This is a genomic window from Streptomyces ortus (assembly GCF_026341275.1).
GTDB classification, from domain to species: Bacteria; Actinomycetota; Actinomycetes; order Streptomycetales; family Streptomycetaceae; genus Streptomyces; species Streptomyces ortus.
In genome coordinates this window covers 211,185-226,819 of sequence record NZ_JAIFZO010000001.1, presented here as the reverse complement: position 1 = coordinate 226,819, position 15,635 = coordinate 211,185, and the positions used below count along the sequence as shown (strand labels likewise).

Here is a 15,635-nt window from a genome sequence, read left to right as displayed (position 1 = left end):
CAAAGAACTGTCAGAGCTGGTGTGACGATCGGCGCCCACGCTTCAGTCGGCGTGCAGCCGCAGCATGACCTTGCTGCTTCCGGCGGTCGGGTCGGCGGCGACGGCGAGCGCCTCCCCGGCCCGTTCCAGCGGGAAGCGGTGGGTGATCAGCGGCGTGACGTCCAGCCCGTCCCCGAGTGCGCGCAGCGCGTCGTCGATCTCCTCGACGAAGCGGTACGAGCCGATCCACGTGATCTCCCGGGTCACCAGGTCACCGAGGGCCGCCGGCGCGGCCGTACCGGGCAGGTTGCCGACCTGGACGAGGGTGCCGCCGCGGGCGGTAGCCCGCAGGACCGGGCCGAGCGCGGCCGGGGCGCCGGACGCCTCGAAGACCACGTCCACGTCCTCGGGCAGCCCTTCGCCCGCGGAGAGGTCGCGGATCTCGTCGGCGCCCATGGCGCGGGCGACGGAGAGCGAGGACGGCGACAGGTCCGCGGCGATCACCCGCCCCGCCCCGCGGTACCGGGCGGCGGCGGCGACCAGGGAGCCGATCGGACCGCAGCCGTTGACCAGGACCGTACGGCCGCGCAGCTCCGGGGCCCGGCCGACGGCGTGCAGCGCGACGGCCAACGGCTCGGCGAGGGCGCCCTGTTCGGTGCTCACGCCGGGCGGCAGCGGCCGGATCTGGTCCGCGTGGACCGTGCGGTACTCGCTGAACCCGCCGTCGGTGTGCGGGTCGAAGGCCGCCGAGCCGAAGTAGCGGACGCGCGGGTAGAGGTTCGTCCGGCCGGCCAGCCGTTCGGGCAGGACGCCGTCGCCGACCGGCCGGGCAGGGTGGACGGTGACCGCACGCCCCACGTCGAGACCGGTGACTCCGTCGCCGAGTGCGGCGATCCGGCCGGCGAACTCGTGCCCGAGGACCAGCGGATGCGCGAGCGAGGCGGTGCCGGAGGCCCCCTTCTTCCAGTACGCGATGTCGGATCCGCAGATGCCGCCCCACTCAACGGCCAGCAGCACCTCGCCCGCGGCGGGCACGGGCCGGGCCCGCTCGTCGACGCGTACATCGTCGGGACCGTGCACCACGACCGCCCTCATCCAGGGGGTGAGCGTCCTCATACGGCGTCCTCCAGCCGGACCAGGTCGCGTCCGCGAGTCTCGGGCGCGAGGTACGCGCTGACGAAGGTGATGAGCGAGTAGACGATGAGCATGGCGGCGATGGGCCACCAGCTGTCGGTGACGGCGGTGAGCGTGGCCGCGAGGACCGGGCCGATCGCGGTGGCGAGGATGCCGCCGATCTCCTTGGAGAGGGCGAGCTGGGTGAACCGGGTGCGGGAGCCGAAGAGTTCGGCCATGGTGACGCTTTCCAGCGAGAACAGTCCGAGGACTCCGACGTTCAGGCCGAGGACCATGCCGAGCATCACGCCCGAGGTCGATCCCGAGGTGATCAGGAGCATGACCGGGAAGGCGAGGACGACGGTCAGGGCGGAGAGCGCGAGGTAGACCGAGCGGCGTCCGAAGCGGTCGCCCAGCAGACCGATCAGCGGCACGGTGGCGAAGCCCGCCAGTGAGCCGTACACGATCGCGTCCGTCGGTACGGACCGGCCGACCGCGAGGTTGGTGGCGATGTAACCGACGAGGAACGTCTGCATCAGGCCGGAGTTGCCCGCCTGGCCGAAGCGCAGGCCCAGCGCGAGGAAGAACGCCTTGCCCTTGCGCTGCCGAATACCCGCCGCCAGCACGCTGCCCTGGTGCTCGTCGGCGGTGGCGATCACGGACTCGACCTCGTCACGGGCCAGCGCCACGCCGTCGACGACGTCGGGGCGCTCCTCGAAGACCGGGCTCTCCTTGAGGCTGCGGCGCACCCAGACCGCGAAGATCATCAGGCCGAAGCTCAGCAGGAAGGGCAACCGCCATCCCCAGGAGAGCAGTTGGTCCTCGCTGAGCACGGCGAGCAGGATGGCCCACAGGCCGGACGCGGCGAGCGTCCCGGAGTTCGTGCCGAGCGACACCAGCGAGGAGATCAGGCCGCGCCGTTTGACGGGCGCGTACTCGGCCAGCATGACGGTGGCCCCGGCGATCTCGGCGCCCGCGCCGAAGCCCTGCACCAGCCGCAGTGCGACGAGCAGGATCGGCGCGAGGATGCCGATGGTGGCGTAGGTGGGCAGGGCGCCGATCAGGGTGGTGGAGGCGCCCATCAACAGGATGGTGATGTAGAGGACCTTCTTGCGGCCGAGCCGGTCGCCCATCCGCCCGAAGTAGACGGCTCCGGCGAGCCGGGCGACGTATCCGACGCCGTAGGTGGCCATCGCGGCGATCAGTCCGATGGCCGGGCTGACGTCCGGGAAGAAGATCTTGTTGAAGACGATCGCGGCGGCCAGCGAGTAGAGCTGGAAGTCCATGAACTCCATGGCCGTGCCGAGCCAGCCCGAGACGGCGGCGCGGGTCAGATCGCGGGTGCTGCGCTGGGCGGAAGGCGTCTGCTGAGCGGCTATGACGCTGTCCTTCATCGTGAACTCCGTTGTTCGGAACCGAGGAAGCTGTGGGGGACGGGCGGCAGGTACGGGGGTGGGTACGAAGGCAGGTACGGGAGCGGGTACGGGGCTAGATCTCGACGCGTCCGGCGTCCAGGGCGGGGAGGCGGTCCGCGACGGCCGCCGTGAGGGTGTCGTCGTCCGCCAGATCCGTCGCGCCCAGGACACGCAGCAGCGCGCGTACCGTCTCGGCGGGCCGGGTCGCGGACCCCCAGCAGGCGGCGAGCGCCTCGGCGGCGGGATCGCAGGGGGCGACGGAACCGGCGGAGGCGCGGGAACCGGAGGTCCGGCGGGTGCCGTGCGCCCAGCCGGCCAGGGCGAGTTCCAGTACCGGGGTCACCGTGCCGGCCGGCGCTCTCGCGGGGCGGGAGCGCAGTTCGCGCAGTGCGGGCAGCCACCGCTCCGTGATCTTCAACGACGCGTCGGAGCCGATCTGCCGCAGCAGATGACGCATCGCGGGATTGCGGAAACGTACGACGAGATCGTCGGCGTAGGCGACGGGGTCTGGGCCGCCCGCGGGGAGCGTGGGGGCCACCTCCGCGCACAGCGCCCGGACGAGACGCTCGCCCCAGTCCGTCGCCATGGTCTCGGCGATCGTGGTGAGGCCCGCGGCCAGGCCGAGGTGGGCGAGGGCGGAGTGGGCGCCGTTCAGCAGCCGCAGTTTGGTGAGCTGGTAGGGCGCCACATCCGGGACGAACAGGGCACCGTCGAGTTCCCAGGGCGGCCGGGCCGCGGTGAAGGAGTCCTCCAGGACCCACTGACGGTACGGCTCAGCCGTCACGGCGAGCGCGTCCCGGACGCCGAGCGCGGCGGCGGCCGTCGCCAGGTCGGCTTCGCCGGTGGCGGGCACGATCCGGTCCACCACGGTCGCGGGGAAGACGACGGCTTCGGCCGTCCGGTCCAGGATCCGCGAGCGGTCAGGCCAGGCGGACGCGCGGACGAAGTCGTGGACGGCCCGGCTCAGGGCGGCGCCGTTGCCCGCCATGTTGTCGCAGGACACGACGGCGACCGGGGGCGCACCGGCCCGCATCCGGGCGGCGAGGCCGGCGGCGAGCCGCCCGACCACCGTGGTGAGCGGCCCGTCGGGGCCGGCCGCGAGGTCGGCGGCGACGGGCCCGGCCGTGAGGTCGAGACCGCCGGTCGACGCCGAACGGTGATAGCCCTTCTCCGTCACGGTCAGCGTCACGACCGTCACCTCGGGATCGGCGAGCAGGGCGTCGACGGCTGCGGCGTCCGGGCTCATGGCCAACGCGCCGACGACCGAGCCCACGACGCGGGTGCGGTGTCCGTCCGGGCGGCGTTCGGTGAGCGAGTACAGACAGTCCTGGTCGCGCAGGGCGCGCACGGTCCCGGCCGAGCGGGGCGCGACCGCGGTGATGCCCCACGGCTCACCGGAGCGGGCGGCGGCCTGCTCGGTGTACACGGCCTGGTGGGCCCGGTGGAAGGCGCCGAGGCCGAAGTGGACGACACGGGTGCGCAGTGCGGCCGGGTCGACGGCGGGCCGCAGTGCGGGTGCGAGCCGGGGAAGGGCCCCTCGGTCCAGGCCCAGCGGGTCGTCGGCGCTCACCAGTCGTGCACCGACCCGTCGAGCCGACGGGCGACCGGGAGGTAGCGCCGCCGGTAGGGGAAGCGCTCGGCCGCCTTCTCGTCGTACTCGACTCCGAGGCCTGGCTCGTCGGAGGGGTACAGCATGCCGTCGGCGAACGTCACCCCCGTACGGAACACCTCGGCGGTCTCGTCGGGGTGGCCCATGTGCTCCTGGATGCCGAAGTTCGGCACGGCGATGTCCAGGTGGACGGCGGCGGCCATGCTCACCGGCGAGAGGTCGGTCGCCCCGTGGGAGCCGGTGCGCACCTGGTGGAGCGCGGCGAGGTCGAAGATCCGGCGCAGATGCGTGATGCCGCCCGCGTGGACGACGGTGGTGCGTACGTAGTCGATGAGCTGCTCGGTGATGAGGTGCTGGACGTCCCAGATCGAGTTCATCACTTCGCCGACCGCGATCGGTGTCGTGGTGTGCCGCCGGATCAGCCGGAACGACTCCTGGTTCTCGGCCGGGGTCGGGTCCTCCATCCAGAACAGCCGGGAGGCCTCGACGCTCTTGCCGAACCGGGCCGCCTCGTTCGGGGTGAGTCGGTGGTGCACGTCGTGCAGGAGATGGAAGCCGAAGCCGAAGCGTTCGCGCACCGCTTCCAGATACCTGGGGGCGAAGTCGAGATAGGCCTCGGTGTCCCAGGGCTGTTCGTCGGGCAGCTCGGTCGCGGCGGGCTCGTAGACCTTGCCCTTGCGCACTCCGTACGTGCCTCCGACCTCGGGTACGGCGGCCTGGGCGCGGACGGCCTTGTAGCCCAGCTCCAGATAGCGCTGGACGTCGTCGAGGAGCGAGGGCACGTCGGTGCCGCTGGCGTGCGAGTAGACCAGCACGCCGTCGCGGGACCGGCCGCCGAGCAGCTTGTAGACGGGCAGTCCCGCGGTCTTGCCCAGGATGTCCCACAGGGCGGTGTCGACGGCGGCGATGGCGGTCATCGTGACGGGTCCGCGCCGCCAGTAGGCACCCTTGTAGAGGTACTGCCACATGTCCTCGATCCGGGACGGGTCCTTGCCGATCAGCAGCGGGACCAGGTGGTCGCGCAGATAGCCGGCGACGGCCAGTTCCCTGCCGTTGAGCGTGGCGTCGCCGAGGCCGGTCACCCCGTCCGTGGTGGTGATCCGCAGCGTGACGAAGGTCCGGCCGGGGGAGGCGACGAACACCTCGACGCTCTCGATCCTGCTCACAGGCACTCCTTGGTCGTGAAGTACTTGTATACAAGCATCCGTATCGCAGTGCGGCAATACTTGTGCCGCGGTTCTACGTACGATGGGCCCATGGCTCAAACGAACGGGCGGACGAACCGGCGCGACATCTATCTGAAACTGCGCCAGATGGTCCTGACCCTCGAACTCGCTCCGGGCGCCGCCCTCTCGGAGAACGAACTCGCCGCGTCGATGGGCGTCAGCCGCACGCCCGTGCGCGAGAGCCTGATCCTGCTGGCCCAGGAGGGGCTGGTGCAGGTCTTCCCCAAGATCGGATCGTTCGTCTCCCGGGTCGATCCGGGTCAGGTGGCCGACGCCCAGTTCCTGCGGGAGGCGGTGGAACTGGCCTCACTGGACGATCTGCCCGCCGAGCTGGACCCCGCGGTCGTGGCACAGCTGCGGGACAACCTCGACCGGCAGCGGCGGGCGGACCTCGGCCTGGAGGAGTTCTTCGACCTGGACGAGGCGTTCCACGAGGGTCTGATGCGGCTGAGCGGGCACGGGAACGTCTGGACGACGGTCGCCGCCGCCAAGGGCCACCTGGACCGGGCCCGCCGCCTCGGTCTCCACGAGAACGTGTCGCCGGCCGTGTTCGTCGCCCAGCACCGGGAGATCTTCGACGCGATCGCCGGCGGGGACGTGCCGCTCGCCCGCACGGCCATGCGTACGCATCTGCGGGCCGTCTTCGACGACATCGAGCGCATCCGCGCGCACTCCCCCGAACTGTTCGCCACCGACGCGTCGTCCGTGCCGGTGCGGCGCAACATCGTGGTCTGGGAGTGAGCGCGACACCCACGCGGCCGGAGCCGGGGTCAGGTGGTCAGCCCGGGTCAGGTGGTCAGCCGGGGTCAGGTGGTCAGCCGGGATCAGGTGTTCAGGGCCGCGAGCACCATGGACCTGGCCTCCTCCTGGATCTGCCGCAGGTGATCCGGTCCTGAGAACGACTCCGCGTAGATCTTGTAGACGTCCTCGGTGCCCGAAGGGCGGGCCGCGAACCAGGCGTTGGCCGTGGAGACCTTGACCCCGCCGAGGGCTGCGCCGTTGCCGGGGGCCTCGGTGAGGACCGAGGTGACCGGCTCGCCCGCCAGGGTGTCGGCGGTGACCTGGCGCGGGGACAGCTTCGCGAGCAGCGCCTTCTCCTCGCGGGAGGCCGGGGCGTCGATGCGCGCGTAGGCGGGGGCGCCGAAGCGCCCGGTGAGGCGCGCGTAGTGCTGGGAGGGCGTCTCGCCGGTGACGGCCGTGATCTCGGAGGCGAGCAGGGCCAGGATGATGCCGTCCTTGTCGGTGGTCCACACCGAGCCGTCGCGGCGCAGGAAGGACGCGCCCGCCGACTCCTCGCCACCGAAACCGAGCGTCCCGTCGGACAGGCCATCCACGAACCACTTGAATCCGACGGGGACTTCGACCAGCTTCCGGCCGACGTCCGCCGCGACCCGGTCGATCATCCCGGACGAGACGAGGGTCTTGCCGATCCCTGCCTCGGCGGGCCACTCCTTGCGGTGCGAGAAGAGGTACGAGATCGCCACGGCCAGGTAGTGGTTGGGGTTGAGCAGACCGCCGTCCGGGGTGACGATGCCGTGCCGGTCGGCGTCGGCGTCGTTGCCGGTGGCGATGTCGAACCGGTCGCGCTGCTCGATGAGCGAGGCCATGGCGTACGGCGAGGAGCAGTCCATCCGGATCTTGCCGTCCCAGTCCAGCGTCATGAAACGCCAGGTGGGGTCGGCGAGTGGGTTGACCACCGTCAGGTCCAGCCGGTGCTGCTCGGCGATCCGGCCCCAGTAGGCGACCGAGGCGCCGCCCAGCGGATCGGCGCCGATGCGCACGCCGGCCGCCCGGATCGCGTCCAGGTCCAGCACGCTCGGCAGGTCGGCGACGTAGGCGCCGAGGAAGTCGTGGCGGCCGGTGCCGGGCGCGGTCAGGGCACGGGCCCAGGGGATGCGGCGTACGTCCTTCAGGCCCGCGGTGATGATCTCGTTGGCGCGGTCCTGGATCCAGGAGGTCGCCTCGGAGCCGGCCGGGCCGCCGTTCGGCGGGTTGTACTTGAAGCCGCCGTCGGCGGGCGGGTTGTGCGAGGGGGTGACCACCACACCGTCGGCGAGGCCGGAGGTGCGGCCCCGGTTGTGGGTGAGGATGGCGTGCGAGACCGCGGGGGTGGGCGTGTAGCCGTCGCCCTGGTCGATGAGGACGCTCACGTCGTTGGCGGCGAACACCTCGAGTGCCGTGACGCGCGCGGGCTCGGACAGCGCGTGGGTGTCGGCGCCCAGGAAGAGGGGGCCGTCGGTGCCCTGGGCGGTGCGGTACTCGCAGATGGCCTGGCTGGTGGCCGCGATGTGGTCCTCGTTGAACGCCGTCGCGAGTGACGAGCCGCGGTGCCCCGAGGTACCGAAGGCGACCCGCTGCCCGGGCTCGGCCGGGTCCGGGTGCAGCGCGTAGTACGCCGTGACCAGGCGGGCCACATCGACGAGGTCACCGGGTCCGGCGACCTGTCCTGCTCGCGCGTCCTGCATGTCCCGCTCCTTAAGCCTTCAGCAAGGTCGACCATCGGGGCCGTTGCGTACCGACCCATTCTCCCCTGCCCGGCCCCACGGGACGCACACCGCACGAGACGTGATGTCGGCGTCCTCCGCGCCCGGTCGGCGGGGGCCCGGGCGCCTCGCGGCATCCCGGGCCCCCGCCCCGCGCACTCGTCGTCTCTCGGTGTCCGGACTGCTCTTTCGGTCTCCGGACTACTCGACGTCCTTGACGACGGCGGTGAGGGTGTCCTCGTTCATGGTGTCGGGTACGTCGACACCGGAGGGAAGCTTGTAGGCCTGGCCGCGGACGGCCCCACCGGGGAACTCACCCGTGTGGATGTTGAAGTACCAGTTCCCGGGGTTGGCCTTGATGCCCTTGAGCAGGTCCTTGTCGGCGACGGTGACCGTGCCGAAGACGAACTTCTTGCCGTCCGCCAGCTTCTTCGTGAAGAAGGGGATCTTCACATCGCCGTTGACACCCTTGACCCCCTTGTGGAGGTGGCCCAGGGTCGGCGTCCCGACCCCGCTGAAGGTGAACGCGTAGGACACCCGGTCGCCCTGGATCCGCATCAGGGCGAGCGCGTGCCCGTCCTTGTCCCCCACCGCGGGGCCGCCTTCGACGGGGACCTCGTCGGCACCGGTGAGGACCGAACCGAAGAAGGCCGCGTCCGCCTCGTTCTTCTCCCACTGGCCGACGCCCCGCGCACCGGCGTGCTCCGTGCCGGACGACGCGTGCCCGCCGCCGGCCCCGGCGCTCGCGGCGGAGCCGGTGCCGGTCGCGGCGTCCTCGCCGTTGCAGGCGGTCAGCAGAAGCGCCCCCGCGACGGCGGATACGGCGATCGTTCCAAAGCGCTTGCTCTTCATGTCGGTGATGACCTTCCCCGTGCTGCGACCGCGGCTGTCGCGCGGTCCGTCACCCACAACACGGAATGCCCCGACGACACCCCTCACCCCATGACAGGCCTGAGACATTCCTGAGACGGCCTCCCATCACTCGCGACGCGACCGGGACACCGGGCCCGCCCCGAGGGGCCTCGGAGCGGCCTCGCTCCCCCGGCCCCACTCAGCCCAGGAAGCTCAGCCGGACCGTGCGGTCGGGGTTGTCCCTGTTGGTGTCGACCAGGCACACCGACTGCCACGTACCGAGCTCCAGCCGCCCGGCGAGTACCGGCAGCGTGGCGTGCGGCGGGACGAGCGCCGGAAGGACATGGTCGCGGCCGTGCCCGGGGCTCCCGTGGCGGTGCTGCCAGCGGTCGTCCGCGGGGAGGAGGGTGTGCAGGGCCGCGAGCAGGTCCTCGTCGCTGCCCGCCCCCGTCTCCAGGACGGCCACGCCGGCAGTCGCGTGCGGCACGAAGACGTTGAGCAGACCGTCACGGCCGCCCGCCGCCTCACGGAGGAAGGCCTCGCACTCACGGGTGAGGTCGACGACCGCCTCCCTGGATCCGGAGGTGATGTTCAGGACACGGGTGGTGAAGACATCGGACATGCACCCATCCTCACCCGTACACCGGGATCCACACCCGCCGACGGCCCGGCTGGGGGCACGGCGGTTCCGGCCCGGCCGGGAAGATCCGCGCCGCCCGCACAGTTGGTAGAAGCGTGAACGACACCGGAGCGCAGGTACAGGAACGGGCACGGGAACTGGCGCGGGAACTGGCACGGGAACAGGTACGGGAAGTCGAGGTCGTCGTCGTGGGCGCCGGCCAGGCCGGTCTGTCCAGCGCCTACCACCTGCGGCGCACCGGCTTCGAGCCCGAGCGGGACTTCGTGGTCCTGGACCACGCGCCGCGGCCGGGCGGCGCCTGGCAGTTCAGGTGGCCGTCCCTGACGTACGGCAAGGTGCACGGCATGCACGCGCTGCCCGGCATGGAGCTGACGGACGCGGATCCCGACCGGCCGTCCTCCGACGTCGTCACCGAGTACTTCGACGCCTACGAGCACGCCTTCGACCTGCGCGTACGCCGGCCCGTCGACGTGAAGGCCGTACGCGAGGGCGACGCGGGCCGGCTCCTCGTGGAGACGTCGGACGGTACGTGGTCCACGCGGGCGCTGATCAACGCGACGGGCACGTGGGACCGGCCGTTCTGGCCGCGCTATCCCGGTCAGGAGACCTTCCGGGGCCGGCAGTTGCACACCGCCCAGTACGCCGGCCCGCGGGACTTCGCCGGGCAGCGCGTGGTCGTCGTGGGCGGGGGCGCGTCCGGTACGCAGCACCTGCTGGAGATCGCCCCGTACGCGGCCGGAACCACCTGGGTGACGCGGCGACCGCCGGTCTTCCGGGAGGGGCCGTTCAGCGAGGACGTGGGCCGGGAGGCGGTCGCCCTCGTGGAGGAGCGGGTCCGTCAGGGGCTGCCGCCGAGGAGTGTCGTGTCGGTGACCGGGCTGCCGCTCAACGACGCGATCCGGCAGGGTCTCGCGGACGGGGTCCTGGTCCGGCTGCCAATGTTCGACCGGATCACTCCGGACGGCGTGGAGTGGGACGACGGGCGTCGCGTGGCCACGGACGTCATCCTGTGGGCGACCGGCTTCCGCGCGGCGGTCGATCATCTGGCCCCGCTGCGGCTGCGCGAGCCCGGCGGGGGCATCCGCATCGAAGGAACCCGGGTGGCCGCCGATCCGCGGATCCATCTGGTCGGGTACGGGCCGTCGGCGAGCACCATCGGCGCCAACCGCGCCGGGCGGGCGGCGGTACGGGACATCAGGCGGCTGCTGTCGGACGCTCCGGCCGGTCCCGTCACGGTGGAAACAGCCGGCTGACGCGCGGGACGCGTGCACGGGACGGCCGCGCCCGTGCGACGACGAGAGCGATCTCGTCTCCCGTACCGGTCTTCCGCGCCCCCGGAGGGGCGCGGCGGGCCCCGGCAGCGTCTGCCGTGCCGTGGTCGCGGCCCGGCTCAGCCCGATGAGGACGCCGAGGCGCCCTTGTGCGCGCGGTTGAACTCGGCGACGTTCCTCTTGTGCTCCTCGTAGTCGGCCGTGAAGCGCGTGTCGCCCCGCTTGACCGTCACGAAGTACAGCCAGTCGCCCTGGGGCGGCGCGACCGCGGCACGCATGGCCTCCTCGCCGGGATTCGCGATCGGCGTCGGCGGCAGCCCCATCCGCGCGTACGTGTTGTACGGGCTTTCCAGCCGGGTGTCGTTCTCGCTGGTCCGCAGGGTGCTGCGGTTGAGCGCGTAGTTGATGGTGGAGTCCATCTGCAGCGGCATGCCCCGGTCGAGCCGGTTGTAGATCACCCGGGCCACCCTGCCCATGTCCGCCTTGGTGGCCGCCTCCGCCTGCACGATGCTCGCCACGGTGACGGTCTGGTAGACGTTCATCGCGTTGCGCTCGGCCCCGGCCGTGACCGTACCGCCGCCGAACTTCTTGTTCGCCGTGTCGACCATGTACGAGAGCAGGGAGACCGGGGTCGACTTCTTGTCGATGGGGTAGGTCGCCGGGAAGAGGAAGCCCTCGGGGTTGCCGCTCGCGTCGTTCGGCAGCTTGAGGCGGGCCTTGTCCAGGGACTTCTTGCTGGAGCCCGCGGGCAGGGCGAGGGCCTTGTCCATGGCCGCGTAGACCTGGCCGGTGCGCCAGCCCTCCGGGATCACCAGGGCCTGGGGCTCCTTCTTGTCGTCCGTGCTCAGCAGCGGCACCGCCACGGCGGCTGCCGCCACGACGGCGCCGGTCACGATGAGGGCGGTCCGGCCCCGACGCGTCAGTCGGATCGTTCTCCGGGGCGGAGTGGGCGGAGTGTAGTTCTGCATGCGGGCACGTTAACCTGCATATCGTCCTAAACTCGACATATCTTCATCTTGTTGGCTCCAGTTGGGCGTCCCTGCGGACCAGGGCGGCGTACTGCCCGTCGCGCTCCAACAGTTCCTCGTGCGTGCCCCGTTCCGCGGTGCGCCCGCCGTCGAGGACCACGATCTGGTCGGCGCCCCTGACGGTGGACAGCCGGTGCGCGATGGTGATGGTCGTCCGGTTGGCCGACAGCGTGTCGATGGCCTCCTGCACGGCTCGTTCCGTGCGGGTGTCCAGGGCGCTGGTCGCCTCGTCGAGGATCAGGACCGGCGGGTCCCGGAGGACGGTGCGGGCGATGGCGAGGCGCTGCTTCTCACCGCCGGAGAACCGGTGTCCGCGCTCCCCCACCACCGTGTCGTACCCGTCGGGCAGGGACATGATGTGATCGTCGATCTGCGCGGCCTTCGCGGCGGCCCTCAGCTCCTCGTCGGTGGCGTCCGGTTTGGCGAACCGCAGGTTGTCGGCGACCGTCGCGTGGAAGAGGTACGTCTCCTGGGAGACGACGCCGATGCCGCGCGCGAGGGTGTCGAAGTCGAGGTCGCGCACGTCCACGCCGTCGAGGGTGACACGGCCGCCCGTGACGTCGTACAGCCGCGGGACGAGGTGGCTGAGCGTGGATTTTCCGGCGCCGGTCCGGCCGACGACGGCGAGGCTGCTGCCCGCGGGGACGGTGACGTCGATGCCGTCGAGGATCGGGCCGCTCTTGTCGTCGTACCGGAATTCGACGCCCTCGAAGCGCACTTCGCCCTTGACCCGGTCGAGGTGGACCGGACGCTCGGGCTCGGTGATGTCGATGGGCAGGTCCAGGTACTCGAAGATGCGCTGGAACAGGGCGAGCGAGGCCTGGATCTGGACGCCGGTGGACAGCAGGCTGACGGCCGGGCGGAACAGCCCCTGCTGGAGCGAGACGAACGCCACCAGGGTGCCGATGGAGACCGCGGGGCCGCCGAGCTGGAGGGCCATTCCCGCGGCCCAGTAGATGACGGCCGGCATGGCGGACATGACGATGCCGATGACGGCCATCCGCCAGCGCCCGGCCATGTTGGACCGGACCTCCAGGTCGACGAGGCTCTCGGACTCCTCCGCGAAGGAGCGGGTGAGGGAGTCGGAGCGGCCCATCGTGCGGCCGAGCACGATGCCGCTCACGGAGAGCGACTCGGTGACCGTGGCGGCCATGACCGCCATCTGCTTCTGGCGCTGGGTGGTGATCTTCTTGCGTTCGTTTCCGACGCGACGGCTGATCCACACGAACACCGGCAGCAGGAGCAGCGAGACGACGGTCAGCCGCCAGTCGAGGGCGACCATCGCGACGATCGTGGCGACGACGCTGGTGAGGTTGGAGACCAGCGAGGTGGCGGTCGAGGTGACCGTCGCCTGCATCCCGCCGATGTCGTTGGCGATGCGCGACTGGACCTCGCCGGTACGCGTCCTGGTGAAGAAGGCGAGCGACATGCGCTGCAGCCGGTCGTAGACGGCCGTGCGCAGGTCGTGCATGACGCGCTGGCCGACCGTGGTGGAGATCAGGGTCTGCAGGACACCGAAGACACCGCCGAGTACGGCGCTGAGGATCATGCCCAGTGCGAGCAGGCTCAGCAGGCCCGTGCGGCCCTGCGGGATCGCGGTGTCGAGGATCTCCTTGAGCAGGAACGGTGTGGCGACCGAGACCAGGGAAGCGGCGCCGACCAGCAGGCCGACGACGGCCAGCCGGCCTCGGTAGGGTCGGAAGAGTGCGAGGATGCGGCGCACCTGCCGGGGCTGTCCTGCCTCGACGGGTGGCGGCGTCCAATTGATGTCGTCGCGGGGCAATGGGCTCCTACGGATGTGAGAAGAAGAAGGTTGACGGAGCATAGCTCATTGTTACCTATCCTCACAATGAACTAGGTCCTGATATTGTTCCCCGCATGGACACCCCCGACGCCGACACCGACGGCCTGCTCGCCGAGCAGCTGCTGCGGTTGACCCGCCGCGTGCACCGCATCCAGAAGCGCCATCTGCAGACGCGGGGGCTCGGGGTCACGCCGGCCCAGTCCCGGCTGCTGCGCACCCTCGCGCACTACGGCTCACCGCCGCGCATGGCCGATCTGGCCGAGCGGCTCGAGGTGGTGCCGCGGGCCGTGACCACCGTGGTGGACGGCCTGGAGGCGAGCGGCAAGGTACGGCGCGTACCGGACCCCACCAACCGCCGGGTCATCCGCATCGAGCTCACGGAGGACGGCGGGCGGGTGCTGCGGGAACTGCACGGCGCACGCCGGGCAGCCGCCGAGGACATCCTGGCGCCCCTCACCGACGAGCAGCGCGCGGTGCTGGGCGGGCTGCTGGACACGCTGGTCGACGGTGCCAGCGCCCCGGACGGCGATTCCGCCCCGGCCGAAGGTGCCGATACCGAGACCGCCGCCCGAGGGGCGGGGCGCGACTGCTGACGGGGTCCGGACGGGCACGGAAGTCCGAACGGAAGTCCAAAGGTCCGGTGCCGGAAGTCCAACTCCCTGGCCACTTCCGCCCCTTGTCTCACCGGTCCGCCTCCTAGGAGGGTGACAGCGCGGCGAACCCGCGCTCCCCCCACCGAGGAGGTCCGATGCACGACGAGAACGCGACACCGGAACCCGAAGCCACCGAGAACCCCGATAACCCCGAGGGCCACTCCCGGCGCTCGGTACTGCGCACGGCGGGCGTCACCGGAACGGGACTGGGCCTGGGCCTGGGGCTCGGTGTGTTCGCCGACGGGGGAACGGCCCGCGCCGCCGAACCCCAGGCGCCGGTGGACGCTCCCGTGGACACCGGCCCGGCCGCGCGGGGCCGGACCATGATCGGCGTGCCGTTCGAGAGACGCGGCACCGTGCGGGTCGGGATCATCGGACTCGGCAACCGCGGCGGCGGCATGATCGATCTGTTCCTGGCCCTCGACGGCGTCCGTGTCGTCGCGCTGTGCGATCCGGTCAAGGACAAGACCGCGGCAGCCGCGGCCAAGGTGGTGGCCGCGGGACAGCCCGCCCCGGCGACGTACACCAAGGGCGAGCACGACTTCGCCGCTCTCTGCGCCCGCGGCGATCTCGACTTCGTGTACGTGGCGACGCCCTGGGACCTGCACTTCGAGATGGCGCGCACGGCGCTGCTCAACGGCAAGCACGTCGGTGTGGAGTGTCCGATCGCGATGCGGCTCGACCAGCTGTGGGAACTGGTCGACCTCTCCGAAAGCACCCGCAGACACTGCATGCAGCTGGAGAACTGCTGCTACGGCCGCAACGAGATGCGGGTCCTGCGCATGGCGCACGCGGGGAAGTTCGGCCGGCTGCTGCACGGCGCCGGGGCCTACAACCACGATCTGCGCGGCCTGATGTTCGACCCCGACTACTACGAAGGCCCCTGGCGGCGGCTGTGGCACACCCGGCTGCGCGGCGACCTCTACCCGAACCACGGCTTCGGTCCGGTCGCCAACTACATGGACGTCAACCGCGGCGACCGCGTCACCCACATCTCCAGCTTCGGCACACCCTCGCTCGGCCTCGCCGAGTACCGCGCGGAACACATGCCGCCCGGCGACCCGAGCTGGAAGGAGACGTACATCGAGAGCGACCGGACCATCAGTCTCGTACAGACCGCCAAGGGGCGGGTGATCCGGCTCGAACACGATGTGTCGACGCCCCATCCGTACTCGCGGATCAACAGCCTCGGCGGTACGAAGGGAGTCTTCGAGGACTACCCGGAGCGGATCTACATCGAGCCGGACCACACGGACGACGCCTGGGGCGACTTCTCGGCGTACGCGGAGTGGGACCACTGGCTGTGGAAGGAGCACTCCGACCCGCCCGGCGGTCATGGCGGGATGGACTACATCATGCTGTTCCGGCTGATGCAGTCCATCCGCCTCGGCCTGGTACCGGACTTCGACGTCTACGACGCCGCCACCTGGACCGCGCCGGTGCCGCTGAGCCACGCCTCGATCAAGGCGCACGGGGCACCGCAGGCGATCCCGGACTTCACCCGCGGGCTGTGGAGGAAGGAACGGCCGGGCATGGACTCACCGAAGCCGCAGGAGGGGTGA

Annotated in this window: 13 protein-coding genes; 4 read left to right on the top strand and 9 right to left on the bottom strand. The window is 71.3% G+C overall.

Translation table 11 applies throughout. The features are described from left to right. Positions 1-42 precede the first annotated feature (42 nt). The 4 genes from K3769_RS00955 to manD form a co-directional block, all read right to left on the bottom strand. Positions 43-1,095 carry an L-idonate 5-dehydrogenase gene (locus K3769_RS00955; protein ID WP_267024478.1) on the bottom strand — a complete coding sequence of 351 codons (1,053 nt, stop codon included), beginning with the start codon at positions 1,093-1,095 and terminating at the stop codon, positions 43-45. After that, positions 1,092-2,486, bottom strand: coding sequence for an MFS transporter (locus K3769_RS00950; protein ID WP_267024477.1), 1,395 nt, complete (start codon positions 2,484-2,486; stop codon positions 1,092-1,094). The genes K3769_RS00955 and K3769_RS00950 overlap by 4 nt, the downstream gene beginning before the upstream one ends. 94 nt (positions 2,487-2,580) lie before the next feature. Then, a complete protein-coding gene (locus K3769_RS00945; protein ID WP_267024476.1) occupies positions 2,581-4,077 on the bottom strand; it encodes a mannitol dehydrogenase family protein in 1,497 nt (498 codons plus the stop codon). Continuing rightward, a complete protein-coding gene (manD, locus tag K3769_RS00940) occupies positions 4,074-5,282 on the bottom strand; it encodes a D-mannonate dehydratase ManD (protein ID WP_308216242.1) in 1,209 nt (402 codons plus the stop codon). Before manD ends, K3769_RS00945 begins: the two co-directional genes overlap by 4 nt. Positions 5,283-5,372: 90 nt before the next feature. On the opposite strand from manD, the gene K3769_RS00935 reads away from it, so the two are divergent. Continuing rightward, positions 5,373-6,083 (top strand): GntR family transcriptional regulator, encoded by a 711-nt coding sequence (locus tag K3769_RS00935; RefSeq protein WP_267024475.1) that lies wholly within the window; start codon positions 5,373-5,375, stop codon positions 6,081-6,083. A gap of 83 nt (positions 6,084-6,166) precedes the next feature. Here the strand turns inward: K3769_RS00935 and pgm are convergent, their stop codons facing one another. From pgm to K3769_RS00920, 3 genes are all read right to left on the bottom strand, one after another. After that, positions 6,167-7,807, bottom strand: coding sequence for a phosphoglucomutase (alpha-D-glucose-1,6-bisphosphate-dependent) (gene pgm / locus K3769_RS00930; RefSeq protein WP_267024474.1), 1,641 nt, complete (start codon positions 7,805-7,807; stop codon positions 6,167-6,169). A 219-nt stretch (positions 7,808-8,026) separates the two neighbouring features. After that, positions 8,027-8,677, bottom strand: a complete 651-nt coding sequence (locus K3769_RS00925) for a CHRD domain-containing protein (RefSeq protein WP_267024473.1) — start codon at positions 8,675-8,677, stop codon at positions 8,027-8,029. A gap of 199 nt (positions 8,678-8,876) precedes the next feature. Next, on the bottom strand, positions 8,877-9,299 hold the full coding sequence (locus K3769_RS00920; protein ID WP_267024472.1) for a secondary thiamine-phosphate synthase enzyme YjbQ: 423 nt from the start codon (positions 9,297-9,299) through the stop codon (positions 8,877-8,879). 167 nt (positions 9,300-9,466) lie between these two features. Between K3769_RS00920 and K3769_RS00915 the strand changes: the two genes are divergently transcribed. Further along, the gene (locus tag K3769_RS00915) at positions 9,467-10,570 is read left to right on the top strand and encodes an NAD(P)-binding domain-containing protein (protein WP_267024796.1); all 1,104 of its coding nucleotides are present in this window, start codon (positions 9,467-9,469) and stop codon (positions 10,568-10,570) included. A 137-nt stretch (positions 10,571-10,707) separates the two neighbouring features. Here the strand turns inward: K3769_RS00915 and mltG are convergent, their stop codons facing one another. Both mltG and K3769_RS00905 read right to left on the bottom strand, forming a co-directional pair. Then, entirely contained in the window at positions 10,708-11,556 is an 849-nt protein-coding gene (gene mltG / locus K3769_RS00910; RefSeq protein WP_267024471.1) for an endolytic transglycosylase MltG, read from the bottom strand. A 43-nt stretch (positions 11,557-11,599) separates the two neighbouring features. After that, positions 11,600-13,399: an ABC transporter ATP-binding protein gene (locus K3769_RS00905; RefSeq protein WP_267024470.1), complete on the bottom strand. Its 1,800-nt coding sequence runs from the start codon at positions 13,397-13,399 to the stop codon at positions 11,600-11,602. 95 nt (positions 13,400-13,494) lie between these two features. On the opposite strand from K3769_RS00905, the gene K3769_RS00900 reads away from it, so the two are divergent. Both K3769_RS00900 and K3769_RS00895 read left to right on the top strand, forming a co-directional pair. Then, entirely contained in the window at positions 13,495-14,013 is a 519-nt protein-coding gene (locus tag K3769_RS00900) for a MarR family winged helix-turn-helix transcriptional regulator (RefSeq protein ID WP_267024469.1), read from the top strand. Positions 14,014-14,168: 155 nt separating this feature from the next. Next, complete coding sequence (locus K3769_RS00895; protein ID WP_267024468.1) at positions 14,169-15,635, top strand: Gfo/Idh/MocA family protein; 1,467 nt, start codon at positions 14,169-14,171, stop codon at positions 15,633-15,635.